A 13508-nucleotide genomic window follows, 5' to 3' on the forward strand; every position below is an offset into this window, starting at 1 on the left:
AAGGTAATGCTCTGATTCACGCTGTTTTCAGTCGCATGGGGGAGGGAGGCTTTGCTCTCTTTAGCCAGCCTGATCGTGTCGGAACAGCTTGCTTTAATATCTTTATGACATGATCGAAGCCTTGGTTCAGTCCCCCTTGCTCTTATTATTCACCGTTATCGCTATTGGTTACGGCGTTGGTGAACTGCGTATTCGTGGCTTCAAACTTGGTGTGGCCGCCGTGCTTTTTGTTGGTCTGGCCTTCGGAGCGCTCAGCCCTGAGCTTACCATCACCCCCTTCATCATTACCCTGGGCCTGGCCATTTTCGTGTATACGATCGGGTTAAGCTCAGCTTCGGGGTTCTTTGCGAGTTTCAGGAGGCACGGTTTCAACGATGTATATTTTGCCTTGTTCTCGGTCCTCGTTTCCGGAGGCCTATCCTGGTTAATCGGCCGGTGGTTGGGGTTCGATGCTGCTCTGACGGGAGGTTTGTATGCCGGTGCTTCTACCAATACCCCGGCGTTGGCGGGGCTGCTAGATGCGATTCAGCGGGGCGGGGCCGCAGGTGCAGTGGAAGCTGTAAGCAAGCAGGCGGTAGTCGGCTATTCTCTGGCGTACCCTATGGGCGTACTTGGCGTTATGCTCGGAATACTTCTGATGGAAAAGCTCTTTAAGGTAAGTTATGCCGACGAAGCAGAAAGCCTGCAAAACGAATATCCCCTCGGAGAAGACCTCACCAGCCGTACCGTAGACGTGGAACATCCCGACATCATCGGGAAAAGCCTCCGTGAATTCCTGCGCGGAAAGGATGCACGAGTCGCCTTCGGAAGAATCCAGCATAAAGATAAAATGACCCTCTCCAACTGGGACACCATCCCCAGGGCCGGAGACCGTCTTGTACTGGTCGGTACCGAAGAGGCGATTGCCGAAGCAGCGGCCAACATCGGCCCTCTGGCCGAAATCCAACTGTCTTACGATCGCACGGTTTTCGATGTTCGCCGCATTTTTATCTCCAACGACGAAATCGCGGGCAAAACGATCGCAAGTCTCAACCTGCAGGAACGTTTCAATCTACTCATCACCCGCGTTCAACGCGGGGATATGGACCTGCTCGCCACCGGAGATACCGTCCTCGAACTCGGAGACCGGATCCTGTTGGTCGCCCACCGGAGCGATCTCCCCGAACTGTTCAAGGTGTTTGGCAACAGCTACGAAGCCCTGTCCCGTATCAACCTCCTGTCTTTCGGATTGGGAATTACCCTGGGCCTGCTACTGGGGATGATCGAAATTACCCTGCCAGGAGGTTATACCTTCAGCCTTGGCTACGCCGGCGGCCCGCTGATCGTAGCCCTCATCCTTGGGCAGCTCCGGCGTACCGGCCCGGTGGTGTGGACGTTGCCCTACGGCGCCAATCTCACCCTGCGGCAGGTAGGGCTCATCTTCTTACTGGCAGGAATCGGCATCAGCTCGGGGCAGACTTTCTACCAAACCCTGATGACCGACCTGGGGTATAAGATTTTTCTGGCTGGCGGTGCCATTTCCGTACTGGCCACGATCACCACCATCGTGATCGGACTCAAAGTGCTGAAGATTCCCTTTAGCTTCCTCAGCGGGATGGTCGGGAGCCAGCCCGCCGTTCTCGACTTTGCGGTAGAGCAGGCAGGTAATAAATACCCCACCATCGGCTACACGCGGCTGCTGCCGGTCGTCCTGATCGGAAAGATTCTGGCCGTGCAAATCCTGTACAACCTGATGGGGTGATTTAACGGACCAAGGCAAAACTACCACCTTCTTCCTTTAGCTCTCCGTTGAGCCGGAACCGCATCAGATAGAGGTAACTACCCGTTTCCTGAGGCTCGCCGCCAATGGAACCGTCCCAAATCAGGTCCGGATTGTCGGAGGAGAAAATTTTCTGGCCCCACCGGTTAAAGATCAATAGGGTATAATTCTCTACCGACCCGTTGTAATAGAGGCGAAACTCGTCGTTCACATTGTCTCCGTTGGGAGTAATCAGTTCGGGTATCGCGTAATCGCCAGCGCAGGCCTCGATGATCACGGCTACTGCGGCAGTCAGCGTGTCGCAGTTGGCGTCGTCGATGAAGGTGACAACGTACTCACCGGATATTGCACCCTCCAACCTCAGCACTGCACCTGCGGCCGCGCCCATGTCAGGAAACGCCAAAGTATATGTTCCACTGACCCCGGGAGTACGCGAAGCAGCGTTGAGCACAAGTTCATCTTCTGAACAAAGTGCAGTTTCGCCCTCAATAAAAATGCTGTTGTCTGAAGGGCTGAGGCTGATTTCAATCGTATCCGTCAGAAAGCGGCACGCTTCGGTTTCAACGATCACGCTGTACGCGCCGGGACTCGTTATTCCCGTCGTGATGCTGGTGTCTCCCGTGCTCCACATGACGGATTTGTACCCGATGTCGGGCAAGGAGAGGGTCGCCGAAGGTGAAATACAGGTTAGAGGTTCCGCTTCAATGGGCACCGCAAAGGTGTCATATTCCGCAGGTGAAGTAATGTACGGGGTTCCGTTACCGGCTCCCATCGGGACCGCGTGAGAAGGATTGTCGATAATCGCTTTATTCACCAGGGTCAGGGCGTTGCCGGTTCCGGTATCTTCCATGTCCAGATACAGCGCAAGGTTTGTTTCGTTACCGGAAAGCGGGGCGCCCATGCGGCTGTTGATGTCCCCGGCTGAGAGTGCCGCCGACCAGACGCGAAGCTCGTCCATCAAACCGGAGTAGTACGCAAAGAAACTTCGGTCCAGAGCTTGGTAAACCCCGATCCTGAGTGGTTCATTACTGTTGATTGGCAGGCCAAAACTCCCACTGATGTAGGTCGCTGCACGCTCAATTCCGTCTACGTAGAGCTTGATGTCGGTCGGGCTGTGAACGACCGCGACATGATGAAATGTGCCGGGCGTGATGAGTTGGTCCGTGGTTTCGAACTGATTGGGCGTATTGCAGTTGCCGTTTTTCGAAAATGTGTACAGAAGTCGTTGCTCACGTACCGACAACGTGTAGGCGTATTCTTGCTGGCACCATTCTTTTGCTACGATCATGCGATTACCATCGTCACAATTCGGATTGATCCAGGCTTCGACCGTCAGGCCGTTCTGGAAATCGAGCCTGTCGTCGTCTGCTATTTCGAAGAAATTGGTGCAGCCATCCAGGAGGAGGGAGTTATTCGTTTGCGCTCTCAATGATAAGGAAAAGAAGAGGCTGGCAGTTAGAAGCAGTAAAACTCTGGTGGTCATCAATGGGGTGATTTAGTGGAAGAGCGCTGAGCTGATGCGGCGCGAACGCAGGTGCAGGGAAGGGTAAAAGGAGCAGTATAATAAAAGCCCCCATCAGTACTGAAACTGATGGGGGCTTTTTCATTTTCCATTGCCGTTGGCTCAACCTCCTTCGGGTAAAACCTCAATTCCGGGATGGTTTGAATACGGTTAACTCCGCTGAGCCGGTCAACAGAAACTGAGGGTGCAACCTGAATTTCTGAGGGGGTGGGGTGGAAAAAGGATGCGCTGCCCGGGCGTTGCCGCGCCACGGGCCAGCGACTTGTATCTTACTGGAGTGCGATTTGCTTCTCGTCGATCATTTTGCGCATATTGATCAGAGCGTAGCGCATACGGCCAAGAGCAGTATTGATGGAAACGCGGGTGAGTTTAGCGATTTCCTTGAAGCTCATGTCGGCGTAGTGACGCAGAATCACGACCTCGCGCTGCTCGGGAGGGAGAGCGTCTACGAGGTTGCGCACTTTGTCGTGGGTTTGGCTCCGGATCATGTCCGCCTCGGCATTGCGCTCGGGGCTTTGGAGTACATCGAAGATGTTGAAGGTCTCCGTCTGGCCGACCTTGGGGCGGCGCTTATGGCGACGGAAAGAGTCTACGCACATGTTGTAGCTGATGCGCATGGCCCACTGGAGGAACTTGCCTTCGTGGTTGTATTTGCCGCGGCGCAGGGTATCGATGATTTTGATGAACACCTCCTGGAAGATGTCCTCAGCCTGGCTGTGGTCTTTGGTGAAGAGATAGATGCTGGTGTAGATCTTCTGTTGGTGGCGGCCGAGGAGTTCCTCGAACGCACGATCTTCACCAGAAAGGTATTGGGTGATCAGTTCCTGATCATTCAGCGACTTAAAGTCCATAACTAACGTGTTATACAATCTTGGGATTATTCCCGAAGGAAAGCCATTCAATTCTGGCAGGAGTTAGTGTAGACTTGCTTTATAGGAGTCGCTTTTAATTAGAGGGATGTTGACAAACCGATTTGTTCGGCTGTAACCCAAAGATAAGGCACACTTTTTTAGAATCACAAACTTTATAGTGTCAGCTACTTGTCTTTAACGGCTCTTTAACGTAGAAGGGCGTCAAATTTATTGACAAAGCTGATTTTTGTTGCGGTCTGTAAGGTTTTTACGGTGCTTGGCAGAATTTTATATGTTCACTGTTTTTTTTGTTGCAGGGCAATATTTTTTACGGAGACTACGGTGTGGAGATCAGATTCGGGAGACAACATTCTTTCTCTTGCTGGCAACTTTTGACGTCGTTTTGTAGTTTTGAACCCATGCATGAGTTGCCAATAAAGGCAGCTATGGAAACTATTATTCATTTGAGCGAAATCGTACTATCCATCGGCGGGGTTGACCCGGTTGCCCTTCTGGGCGAGAACAATAAGAAGCTTAACCAGATTCGGGCTGCCTACCCGGAAACCACCATAACCCAGCGGGGTACCAAGGTGAAGGTGAGTGGAGATAAAAGCGAAGCACAGCAGATAAAGCATCATTTTGAGTTGATGATGAGGTTGCTGGAGGATAACCGCGAGTTGAACAACCAGACCATCGATGACATTCTGGCCGGAGAAAATCCCTTTATTACCAAGCTCGGCAACGGAGCTTCCAACAAGACCATAGTATATGGTCGTAACGGTAAGCCGATCAAGGCCCGTACTGCCAACCAGGCCAAGCTTGTTGAAGCTGCTGAGAAAAACGACATCGTTTTTGCCCTCGGACCTGCAGGAACGGGTAAAACGTATACCGCAGTAGCACTGGCGGTACGTGCGCTCAAAAATAAAGCCGTTAAAAAGATCATCCTTACCCGGCCGGCGGTAGAGGCTGGCGAAAGCCTGGGCTTTCTGCCCGGAGACCTTCAGGATAAGATTGATCCCTATCTGCGCCCGCTCTACGACGCTCTGGACGATATGATTCCCGCCGAGAAACAGGCCCGGTTTCGTGAAGACCGTACAATTGAAATCGCACCGCTGGCCTACATGCGCGGCCGGACGCTGGACAACTGCTTCGTGATTATGGATGAAGCCCAGAACACGACGACGAGCCAGATAAAAATGTTCCTTACCCGTCTCGGTCCGTCGGCCAAGGCAATCATTACCGGCGATTTGAGTCAGGTCGATTTGCCGCGCAACCAACAATCCGGTCTACGCAGAGCGGTTAACCTGCTCAGCCCGATCAAAGGAATCGGTACTGTTCGGCTTACTGCAGACGATGTGGTTCGTCACCGCCTGGTTAAATCGATCATCAAAGCATATGATGCTGCGGATGAAGCCGAAGGCAGGGGCCGCTTCACGGCCCGTGATGAAAATACTTTCGAAAGCCTGGGGGCACCTGGCCGTAGCAGAAAGGACCAAAATGAAGGGTAAATAAAACCCTTTTAATAGCGTTTTGGAGCACAAAGTGCTTACAAAATGAAAGAAAGTCAATGGTGTAAACCATTGGCTTTCTTTGTTTTATGATGAAATTTTGGGGAAAACAGATATTTCTTCATGCTTTTGGAGGCTGTTTTTTGACCCTGCGAAAAAGTTATTGTGTCCCGACATTTGTACCAGACAAGAACGGAAACGTAGTGATTATTTCTACAAGTAAAGCTACGATTTCTGGTCTCAACCCGTAATCACCCCTAAACAAAATTTGTCATGATCGACGATATCATGCTCTGATCCCCAGAGCGTACCAACCTCTCATTGCCCTTACCGAAGGGTCGCATAACAACTTATCAACTTCTCTAAAATCAGTTCCTCATGGACGCCATTCTCAACCTCCTTACTCCCGATCAGATCGAATTCATCATCACCGCCTACGGCTCTGTTGTGGATTTCCTCACGATCCAGCAAACCACTTCCATCGCTATCGAAGACATGATCCTCTAAGGATTCTGCCCGGAAGACCACTCTCTCATCATAAACCTCTGACAAACCTCTTATGGACGCCATTCTCAACCTCCTTACTCCCGATCAGATCGAATTCATCATCGCCACCTACGGCTCTGTTGTGGATTTCCTCACGATCCAGCAAACCACTTCCATCGCTATCGAAGACATGATCCTCTAAGGATTCTGTCCGGAAGACCACTCTCTCATCACAAACCTCTGACAAACCTCTCATGGACGCCATTCTCAACCTCCTTACTCCCGACCAGATCGAATTCATCATCACCGCCTACGGCTCTGTTGTGGATTTCCTCACGATCCAGCAAACCACTTCCATCGCTATCGAAGACATGATCCTCTAAGGATTCTGCCCGGAAGACCGCTCTCCTATTGTAACCTCCTGTGGGAGGCTATTCTTAAGCTACTTACTCCCGACCAGATCTAATTCATCATCGCTACCTACGGCTCAGTCACCGACTGGTTTTCTGCCTACGGAAGCAATTGTTCTATTACTTTTCTGGACATGATGTTTTGATCGGCCTCTCTTTGGCTTTTCTTCCAGATGAGAAAGAAGAATCATCCATAGATCTTCGTAAGGGATAATCTCTGTGTTATTGAGAGAAGACCAATCGGTCGTATCTCTCAGCTTCCCAAAGGTGTACTTACCTTTTTCAATGGCCTTAGCCCGATTGAAGTTTGCTTTGATAACGATGAGCAAGAGTTTGAAGAAAGCGTCATTCCTGCGGTTCTCATCGTTTTTCAGATAGCGTTTGCAGTAAGCATTCAACGCATCTGTCCGCTCCACCATGTCATCATACTTCTTCATGATGATGAAGTAAAGTGCCTGTATAACGAGAATTTGAATGTTGACTCCCCTTTTTTCACGGCCGAAGGAAGGCACGTCATTAATGAATTTCTTGGTACGGAATTTACGAAGTACCGGCCAGGATTCATCGGGGATGATTTCTCCGGCAGTCAGCAGCAGGTTGATGGCAGCCTCCAGAATGAGCCAATACTCTGCATGGCGGGGCGTTAGTAAGCGCTTGATGCTGCTTTTGTCCAGGGCTACAAATTCACGGTAAGCGAACTCATAATTCCTTGTTCGGAGCCCGAGCTTTATAGCGTATTCCACCAGTTTTAGCTCGTGCATTGATTTTTTAGCGATTTGGAGCCTGGCGGACGCGATCTGTTGCTTCCCCATTTCAAAATCGTTTAGCCTGATAGCACAATCAACCCGCTCCAGCGCAAGGATGCTAAGTACCGTCTGGCTGACCCCTTCACATTTCATGAGGATTTTTTCACCTTGTTCGGCCACCTTGATTGCTTCGTTGTACTCTCCCCTGAGAATGCAGCCGGTCATCTCCATACTGATATACATACCCTGCAGCTGGGACACAGCTGGGTAGTTTTTTGCAATTTTAGCGCAGATTCCAGCGTATTCACGTGCCCGTTGGCCGGTTGTTGAAGGGCTCTCTCTCTGTGCGTAGATCGAGTTTCTGATTTCCCGATAGTAATTGCTGATGACATTGAGATCGAACGCAGCCTGACTGTAATGCCGGTGCAGATCACTGTAGTATTCAAAAAGCTTTTGATTGTAAGCCACACCAAGGTGAAGAGACGCCAGAATATCCGTCAGCCCCTGGTTAAGAGGAATGATCTCGTAGTTTCTCACGTTTTTGAATACTACAACAGCGATGTCCCGTGCAACCTTATAAGCACGTTTACCCGCCAGCACCCTGAGTAAGGCCAGTTGCTGGTAGCCGTGTTGATAGGCTTGCTCGTAGGTAGTGTACGAAGGATTACGGGTTTCTTGCATCATGAAGGCTTCCAGGAAGATGTTCCGTAACCTGGTTCGTAGTGCTTTATACTTGGCATGATCGGCAGTAGCATCTTTTCCGTAGATCTTTTTCGCGATCTCGTCTTCCGTGTATTTACCCGAGTGTACAAGCCGGTAAAGGCTCTGAATCAACGAATCTCCCTCAGTATTTTTGAAAAATTTGGTTACTGAACGAGAACTGCACAACTGATTTAGTTCGAAAATGATGCTCATAACCGTAAAAATAAGGCCGAAAATCGTCAAATTCAAATTCAACAAGCGGTTATAAATCAGTGAATTATGCTTTTTTGGCTCAAAAAAAGAGCTGATCTTCATGCTTTTGAAACCCGTTTTTTGACCCTGTTTATGTTTTCGGTCCCTCCTATCTTTGAACTATCAAGAGTAAAACACCTGTAACTATCTGGTTCTACGATGTGCTCTGAAAGAGAATATGTGTTTGTTTATAGTGTCTCTTATAAAGTGTTGTTCATAGTATTTCAGTCAGTAATGTTTCAGAGGGTACTGTAATTACAGTATTAACATTTATCTGGCACGCCATGAGGCGTTGGTAAAAAGAGTAAAAACTGTTCGATTAACGGTTTCTTCTTTTTACCACGCACATGGCGCTTTTTTTTGCCCAAACCGAACCTTTTATGGCTTTTGGGCGGCCTATCGTCCTCTTCCTTAATGGTTTATTGATGACAAAGCAACAGGCAAACGAACCGGCATCATGACGAATTGGTGCTGAAGCAGGCGCTCGGGATGCATAAATCCGTGGGGCTGAATTCTGGCTTTTCGTCTCTTCTTCCAATCTTGCTTAAAACTTGAGGGCAAGGCATCCGAAAGATGCCCGGGTGTGGCTCGCACCACAAACAAAAGACCGGCACCCATGGAAGGGGGCCGGTCAAAAAACACGTTAGTTATCTTTTAAATCGTATGTCTTATCTGCTGACCAGAGGAGGTTCTTCCGCTGGCGAGCCTTAGTCTTTAAACAGCAACCGGGCGCGTACCGATGATAGCCTTCAGTTTTTTACGGGCCAGGAAAATGCGGCTTTTCACCGTTCCGATCGGGATGTTCAGGTGATCAGCAATCTCTTTGTACTCATAGCCCCGGTAGAACATCAGGAAAGGTACGCGGTAGATTTCGTTGATCAGAGCGAGCTTGCCCTGAAGCTCCTGAAGGTGAATATTTGCCTCACCGCCGTTGGCGGTGGCTGCTTTGTTTTCTACGGCATAAAGGAAGTTCTCGACCGGCTCGTTTACGTGCTTGCGGTTCTTCATTTTGCGGTAGCGGTTAATGTAAGTGTTGCGCATGATGGTGGAAGACCAGCTTTTGAAGTTAGTTCCTACCGCAAATTTGTCCCGGTGCTTGTAAGCACGAAAGGTTGTCTCCTGAACAAGATCCTGAGCATCCTCGTAGTTGCGGGTCAGGCGGAGCGCAAAAGCGAAGAGGATATTTTCGAGGCGGCTCATCTCGGCCACAAATTGCTGATTGGTCATGCTGATTGGGTATTAAAAGTTAGAGAGTATCTATGGGTAAAGAAAGTGTTAAGTGAGAGACGCCAAAGTCTTATCAAGTACCGTGCCAAAAATGTAAGTTGTTGATTATCAATATTTTGAAATTGTCTCGAGACGCGAAGTTGGGTTGATATATCGTCCGTTCGCGAAATACAGTAAGCAGGAGCCTCTCGCTTTCTGGCAAGGGGCCGCTTCTTTTTAAAATAGTGCCGTTAACCTCGAAAAAATCCCCACTCCTGAGTAAACACATGCAGACAAAGCGACTTCTATACCCGCAAAACGGGCCCAAGGCATTAACTTGCCGGCAATGGGCTTATTCTCAAGAGATGATGAAACCCTGGCTTCAGGTTTCCGGACAGGATGGCTTATCGATTCTTCATCTCTAACTTAACCCGACAACCGGAATGGCTACCAAAGTAATGAGCAAACTTAATTCTATCGAAGACCGCCAAATCGCCGAAGTACTGAGCCATCAGGGACTAACCGTTATCCTGATGTCTTCCCCCTGGGATGGCAACGGCATCATTTTGCGTGGCATTCTGGAAGGATTCACCAGCCGCTACCGTTCCGTAAATTTCTGCGCGGCAGATTATGAAACCTCTCCCCGGCTGGCCCGTTTGTTTAATTTGCTTTCTCCTCCCGGCATTCTGTTCGTTAAAGACGGAGAGATGGTACAGCGTATAACCGGGCCGGTAAGTGCAGGGCGGATCGAAGAATTGCTCACCAGCATATAAATGGCTTCGTCCCGAAGGTGCAATCCGGATTCCAACCTGCTTTGCACCTGCGGCCGCGCCCCAACCAAAGACGGGAAAGGACAAAACTTCCGCTTTATTATTCATAACCACGAACCTGACCTGATATTATGGACCCTGAAATCTTCAAAGTTTTCATCCTCGAAGACCAACAGCTCGACCTGGAGCTCAATAAACGCCAGGTCCGGAAGTACCGGCCCGATGTACTCTTTGCCGTCGCCCGCAACCGCACCGAATTCAGGGAGAAACTGGTAGACTTTCAGCCCGACATCGTGCTGTCTGATTACAACCTTCCGGATATGAACGGCCTGGACGCACTGCTGTACGTGAGGGAACACCTCGACGGCACGCCTTTCGTTTTCATCACCGGGGTGCTCAACGACGAAGAAAAGGTTGCCGATACCATCCTCAACGGAGCTTCAGGGTACTTACTCAAAGAAAACCTCCGCAAGTTACCCGAGCTGCTGACAACCATCGTGGAGCAAAACAGCCAGGTAATGCAACAACGGGAACGGGATTGGGAACGCCGGAAAACCAACCAAACACTGCTCGCAAAATCCATTGCAGAGCTGAAGGGCGTTGACTTTCCCGGGAACGAAAAGATCATTAGTTCGCTACAGGAAGTAGCTGATAATCTGGGGTAGAGGTGCTTTCGTCGAAAAAAAGCAAGCCTGGATCGGAAAATGACCGTTATATCGAACAAAATATAATGACCAGGCGATTTATATACAGACGGTCGCAACATGCGATGGTTTTTTAATCCCAATTCAATTTTCCAGCAATGAATAATTACAGCAACGACAATTCTAAAGGATGGGCACTCGGTTTCGGACTTCTCGCCGGAATCGCCATTGGCTACTACCTCAATTCTAACGAAGGCCGCGCCGCACGCCGCAAAGCAGCCGTTCGTTTCGATGAATATGGTAATCAGATTACTGAGTACGGCCAGCAGGTTAGCCAGCAGGTCTCTGAGCGTGCTACCGCTCTTGCCGACGACGCAAAGACTAAGTACGAAGAAGGTAAAAACTGGGCCGGTGAAACCGCTGATTCTCTGAAGTCCACAATCAACCAGAAAACTTCTGCCCTCAAATCAAGCGCTACCGAAACGGTAAATTCCGTAGAGGAAAGCTTCAAGCGTGGTGTAGATAAAGCTAAAACAAAGGTGAACGCCACCAAAGCCTGAGTTTCTCCGCATTCGCGGGTTTAAAGTAACGGCCGCGTGAGCAGAATGCTCTGCGGCCGTTGTTTTTTTCCCTGATCCCACCACCTGCGGATCTGTTACCTGATTTCTACGATCACCCACAACCTAAACTATGCACGCGAAAGAACAACTAGCCGAGCAACTAGGTGAAGCTTACGGTTTCATCAGTGAGATGCTCGATCATAAAGTTGAGGAAGTTAAACTGGCGGCGGCCGAAAAATCTGCGCTCACGATTTCAAAACTTCTTACGGCAGTCATAATGGGCATACTGGCCATCATTATGGCTATCTTCGGGCTCATTTCGTTGGCTTTTCTACTCGCCGGTGATATGCAGACGACCGCCAGAGGCTTCGGGATTGTCGCCCTGATAATGCTGGTCTTGCTGGTTGCCGTTTTTTTCCTCCGCCGGTACATCATCGTCAACCCTACTGTAACCAAAGTCATTGAATTGTTCTTTTCCGAAGACCCCAAAGAAATTCCCCATGAGCAAGGCAAGTAACATCAATAGTCTGACCGAACTCCGCGAACGGCGTGAAGCCATCAAAGCTGAGCAGGAAGCTGCCCGGCGCGGTCTCACTACCACCCTCGCTGCCGCCCCGGCCAAAGCAAAAGAATATGCGCTGGAAGACCTGGCGTTGCCCGCACTGGGCATCGGCCTGGCAGCATACGTTGGCTACCGGGTATTCCGGAGCAATAAGAGCGAAGCCACCCCGTATATCAACGAGCCTACTGGTCCATTACTTCCCGTTCCGTTGGCGCGGCCCCGCGAAGAAGCACAGCCTGCATACACACCTCCGGTTAGGAAACAACAAGTGATCCGCCCTGTTCCTGAGCAAAAGAGAACAGAGAGATTCGAAAAGAACGGGTTCAACTTCCTGAAGCTACTTACTGCCGGGCGTTTACTCATCCCCGCTGCTCAGGCTATTTACAGTGCCGTGCAAAAGCAAACAGAGCAACGAAGGGGCGCGGACGCAGGTGCAGAGGAGGCTTAAGGTTAAGCATCCTTCCTGCTTTTACCCTACCTTCGCACGATGCCACAAAAGGTCCTAATTGTCCGCTTTTCTTCCATCGGAGACATCGTACTGACAACTCCGGTAATCCGCTGCGTCAAGCAGCAGACCGACTTTGAAGTACACTTTCTGACCAAAAAATCGTTCGCCGCCACGCTCAAGGGTAATCCCTACATCGACAGGCTGTGGACGATCGATAAAGACATCAGCGAACTGTCCCGGACGCTGCTCACCGAGCACTACGCCTGGGTATTGGACCTCCACGGAAACCTGCGCACCCGGGAGTTGAAAACCCGACTTTCACTTAACGCACTTCGGCACCTGCGTCTGCGCCCCAAAACCAGGACCTTCCCCAAACTCAACCTTCAGAAGTTCCTGCTTACCCGTTTCGGTATCAACCGGATGCCGGATGTCCATATCGTAGACCGGTATCTTCAGACTGGTCGTGATCTCGGCGTGGTCAATGATGGCAAAGGGCTGGATTATTTCATCAGCCCGAACGACGAGGTCGACCTTCTCGCAGAAGGGCTTCCCCCTAAATACATCGCTTTTGTGATTGGTGCTGCTCATGCGACCAAGCGTCTCACCCCGCCCCAAATGGCAGAGTTTTGCCGCAACTCCAGGCAACCGGTAATTCTGTTGGGCGGACCCGCCGAAGCCGAAACGGGGGAAGAAATTGCCGCGGGCCTCACTCATGTCTACAATGCTTGTGGCCGGTTCAATCTCGGAGGATCAGCAGATCTCGTTCGCAAGGCCAGTGTGGTGGTTTCGCACGATACCGGCCTGATGCACATCGCGGCTGCATTCCGTAAGCCCATTTTCAGCATTTGGGGTAACACGGTCCCTGACCTTGGGATGTACCCATACCTGCCCGGCACGGAAGCACTTGAAAAACAAAGACGACAGGAAGTCGAAGGACTTTCCTGCCGCCCTTGTTCGAAGATTGGCCATCAGGAGTGCCCGCAAGGGCACTTCCGTTGTATAATGGATCAACACCCCGCAGCAATTGCCTCCCGTGTAGAAGAGGCTTACACCTAAACATTCCGGCTCAGGTACAGCCTCTT

General features: G+C 50.4%; 15 protein-coding genes. 11 read left to right on the forward strand and 4 right to left on the reverse strand.

From position 1 onward, the window contains the following. Positions 1-109: 109 nt before the first annotated feature. Positions 110-1741, forward strand: coding sequence for an aspartate:alanine exchanger family transporter (locus FUA23_RS04000; protein ID WP_147929431.1), 1632 nt, complete (start codon positions 110-112; stop codon positions 1739-1741). 1 nt (position 1742) lies between these two features. Here the strand turns inward: FUA23_RS04000 and FUA23_RS04005 are convergent, their stop codons facing one another. Both FUA23_RS04005 and FUA23_RS04010 read right to left on the reverse strand, forming a co-directional pair. Further along, the gene (locus FUA23_RS04005; RefSeq protein WP_147929432.1) at positions 1743-3242 is read right to left on the reverse strand and encodes a LamG-like jellyroll fold domain-containing protein; all 1500 of its coding nucleotides are present in this window, start codon (positions 3240-3242) and stop codon (positions 1743-1745) included. Positions 3243-3550: 308 nt separating this feature from the next. Then, positions 3551-4132, reverse strand: coding sequence for an RNA polymerase sigma factor (locus tag FUA23_RS04010; protein ID WP_147929433.1), 582 nt, complete (start codon positions 4130-4132; stop codon positions 3551-3553). Between the two features lie 446 nt (positions 4133-4578). Here FUA23_RS04010 and FUA23_RS04015 point away from each other — a divergent pair, with 446 nt between their 5' ends. From FUA23_RS04015 to FUA23_RS22890, 4 genes are all read left to right on the forward strand, one after another. Beyond that, on the forward strand, positions 4579-5640 hold the full coding sequence (locus FUA23_RS04015) for a PhoH family protein (RefSeq protein WP_222706987.1): 1062 nt from the start codon (positions 4579-4581) through the stop codon (positions 5638-5640). Between the two features lie 378 nt (positions 5641-6018). Beyond that, positions 6019-6147: a hypothetical protein gene (locus FUA23_RS22880; protein ID WP_262713690.1), complete on the forward strand. Its 129-nt coding sequence runs from the start codon at positions 6019-6021 to the stop codon at positions 6145-6147. Between the two features lie 52 nt (positions 6148-6199). Continuing rightward, entirely contained in the window at positions 6200-6328 is a 129-nt protein-coding gene (locus FUA23_RS22885; RefSeq protein ID WP_262713691.1) for a hypothetical protein, read from the forward strand. A gap of 52 nt (positions 6329-6380) precedes the next feature. Continuing rightward, positions 6381-6509, forward strand: coding sequence for a hypothetical protein (locus FUA23_RS22890; protein ID WP_262713690.1), 129 nt, complete (start codon positions 6381-6383; stop codon positions 6507-6509). A 104-nt stretch (positions 6510-6613) separates the two neighbouring features. Here the strand turns inward: FUA23_RS22890 and FUA23_RS04020 are convergent, their stop codons facing one another. Further along, positions 6614-8197 (reverse strand): hypothetical protein, encoded by a 1584-nt coding sequence (locus FUA23_RS04020; RefSeq protein ID WP_147929434.1) that lies wholly within the window; start codon positions 8195-8197, stop codon positions 6614-6616. Positions 8198-8950: 753 nt separating this feature from the next. Next, a complete protein-coding gene (locus tag FUA23_RS04025) occupies positions 8951-9463 on the reverse strand; it encodes an RNA polymerase sigma factor (RefSeq protein ID WP_147929435.1) in 513 nt (170 codons plus the stop codon). A 422-nt stretch (positions 9464-9885) separates the two neighbouring features. Here FUA23_RS04025 and FUA23_RS04030 point away from each other — a divergent pair, with 422 nt between their 5' ends. The 6 genes from FUA23_RS04030 to FUA23_RS04055 all read left to right on the forward strand — a co-directional run bounded on the left by FUA23_RS04030 (position 9886) and on the right by FUA23_RS04055 (position 13482). Continuing rightward, positions 9886-10215, forward strand: a complete 330-nt coding sequence (locus FUA23_RS04030; protein WP_147929436.1) for a thioredoxin family protein — start codon at positions 9886-9888, stop codon at positions 10213-10215. 128 nt (positions 10216-10343) lie between these two features. Continuing rightward, positions 10344-10877 carry a response regulator gene (locus FUA23_RS04035; RefSeq protein WP_147929437.1) on the forward strand — a complete coding sequence of 178 codons (534 nt, stop codon included), beginning with the start codon at positions 10344-10346 and terminating at the stop codon, positions 10875-10877. A gap of 137 nt (positions 10878-11014) precedes the next feature. Then, the gene (locus FUA23_RS04040; protein WP_147929438.1) at positions 11015-11416 is read left to right on the forward strand and encodes a YtxH domain-containing protein; all 402 of its coding nucleotides are present in this window, start codon (positions 11015-11017) and stop codon (positions 11414-11416) included. 130 nt (positions 11417-11546) lie between these two features. Beyond that, complete coding sequence (locus FUA23_RS04045) at positions 11547-11933, forward strand: hypothetical protein (protein WP_147929439.1); 387 nt, start codon at positions 11547-11549, stop codon at positions 11931-11933. Further along, positions 11917-12426, forward strand: a complete 510-nt coding sequence (locus FUA23_RS04050) for a hypothetical protein (RefSeq protein ID WP_147929440.1) — start codon at positions 11917-11919, stop codon at positions 12424-12426. The genes FUA23_RS04045 and FUA23_RS04050 overlap by 17 nt, the downstream gene beginning before the upstream one ends. A 39-nt stretch (positions 12427-12465) precedes the next feature. Beyond that, positions 12466-13482 carry a glycosyltransferase family 9 protein gene (locus tag FUA23_RS04055; RefSeq protein ID WP_147929441.1) on the forward strand — a complete coding sequence of 339 codons (1017 nt, stop codon included), beginning with the start codon at positions 12466-12468 and terminating at the stop codon, positions 13480-13482. Positions 13483-13508: the final 26 nt, after the last annotated feature.

Origin of the sequence: Neolewinella aurantiaca, from assembly GCF_008014675.1 — a bacterium.
In the GTDB taxonomy this organism is placed as follows: Bacteria; Bacteroidota; Bacteroidia; order Chitinophagales; family Saprospiraceae; genus Neolewinella; species Neolewinella aurantiaca.

Coding starts and splice junctions, on each gene's coding strand:
- FUA23_RS04000 (WP_147929431.1), top strand. CDS start 110: ATGATCGAAGCCTTGGTTCAGTCCCCCTTGCTCTTATTATTCACCGTT.
- FUA23_RS22890 (WP_262713690.1), top strand. CDS start 6,381: ATGGACGCCATTCTCAACCTCCTTACTCCCGACCAGATCGAATTCATC.
- FUA23_RS04045 (WP_147929439.1), top strand. CDS start 11,547: ATGCACGCGAAAGAACAACTAGCCGAGCAACTAGGTGAAGCTTACGGT.
- FUA23_RS04035 (WP_147929437.1), top strand. CDS start 10,344: ATGGACCCTGAAATCTTCAAAGTTTTCATCCTCGAAGACCAACAGCTC.
- FUA23_RS04025 (WP_147929435.1), bottom strand. CDS start 9,463: ATGACCAATCAGCAATTTGTGGCCGAGATGAGCCGCCTCGAAAATATC.
- FUA23_RS22880 (WP_262713690.1), top strand. CDS start 6,019: ATGGACGCCATTCTCAACCTCCTTACTCCCGATCAGATCGAATTCATC.
- FUA23_RS04010 (WP_147929433.1), bottom strand. CDS start 4,132: ATGGACTTTAAGTCGCTGAATGATCAGGAACTGATCACCCAATACCTT.
- FUA23_RS04015 (WP_222706987.1), top strand. CDS start 4,579: ATGGAAACTATTATTCATTTGAGCGAAATCGTACTATCCATCGGCGGG.
- FUA23_RS22885 (WP_262713691.1), top strand. CDS start 6,200: ATGGACGCCATTCTCAACCTCCTTACTCCCGATCAGATCGAATTCATC.
- FUA23_RS04040 (WP_147929438.1), top strand. CDS start 11,015: ATGAATAATTACAGCAACGACAATTCTAAAGGATGGGCACTCGGTTTC.
- FUA23_RS04020 (WP_147929434.1), bottom strand. CDS start 8,197: ATGAGCATCATTTTCGAACTAAATCAGTTGTGCAGTTCTCGTTCAGTA.
- FUA23_RS04030 (WP_147929436.1), top strand. CDS start 9,886: ATGGCTACCAAAGTAATGAGCAAACTTAATTCTATCGAAGACCGCCAA.
- FUA23_RS04055 (WP_147929441.1), top strand. CDS start 12,466: ATGCCACAAAAGGTCCTAATTGTCCGCTTTTCTTCCATCGGAGACATC.
- FUA23_RS04050 (WP_147929440.1), top strand. CDS start 11,917: ATGAGCAAGGCAAGTAACATCAATAGTCTGACCGAACTCCGCGAACGG.
- FUA23_RS04005 (WP_147929432.1), bottom strand. CDS start 3,242: ATGACCACCAGAGTTTTACTGCTTCTAACTGCCAGCCTCTTCTTTTCC.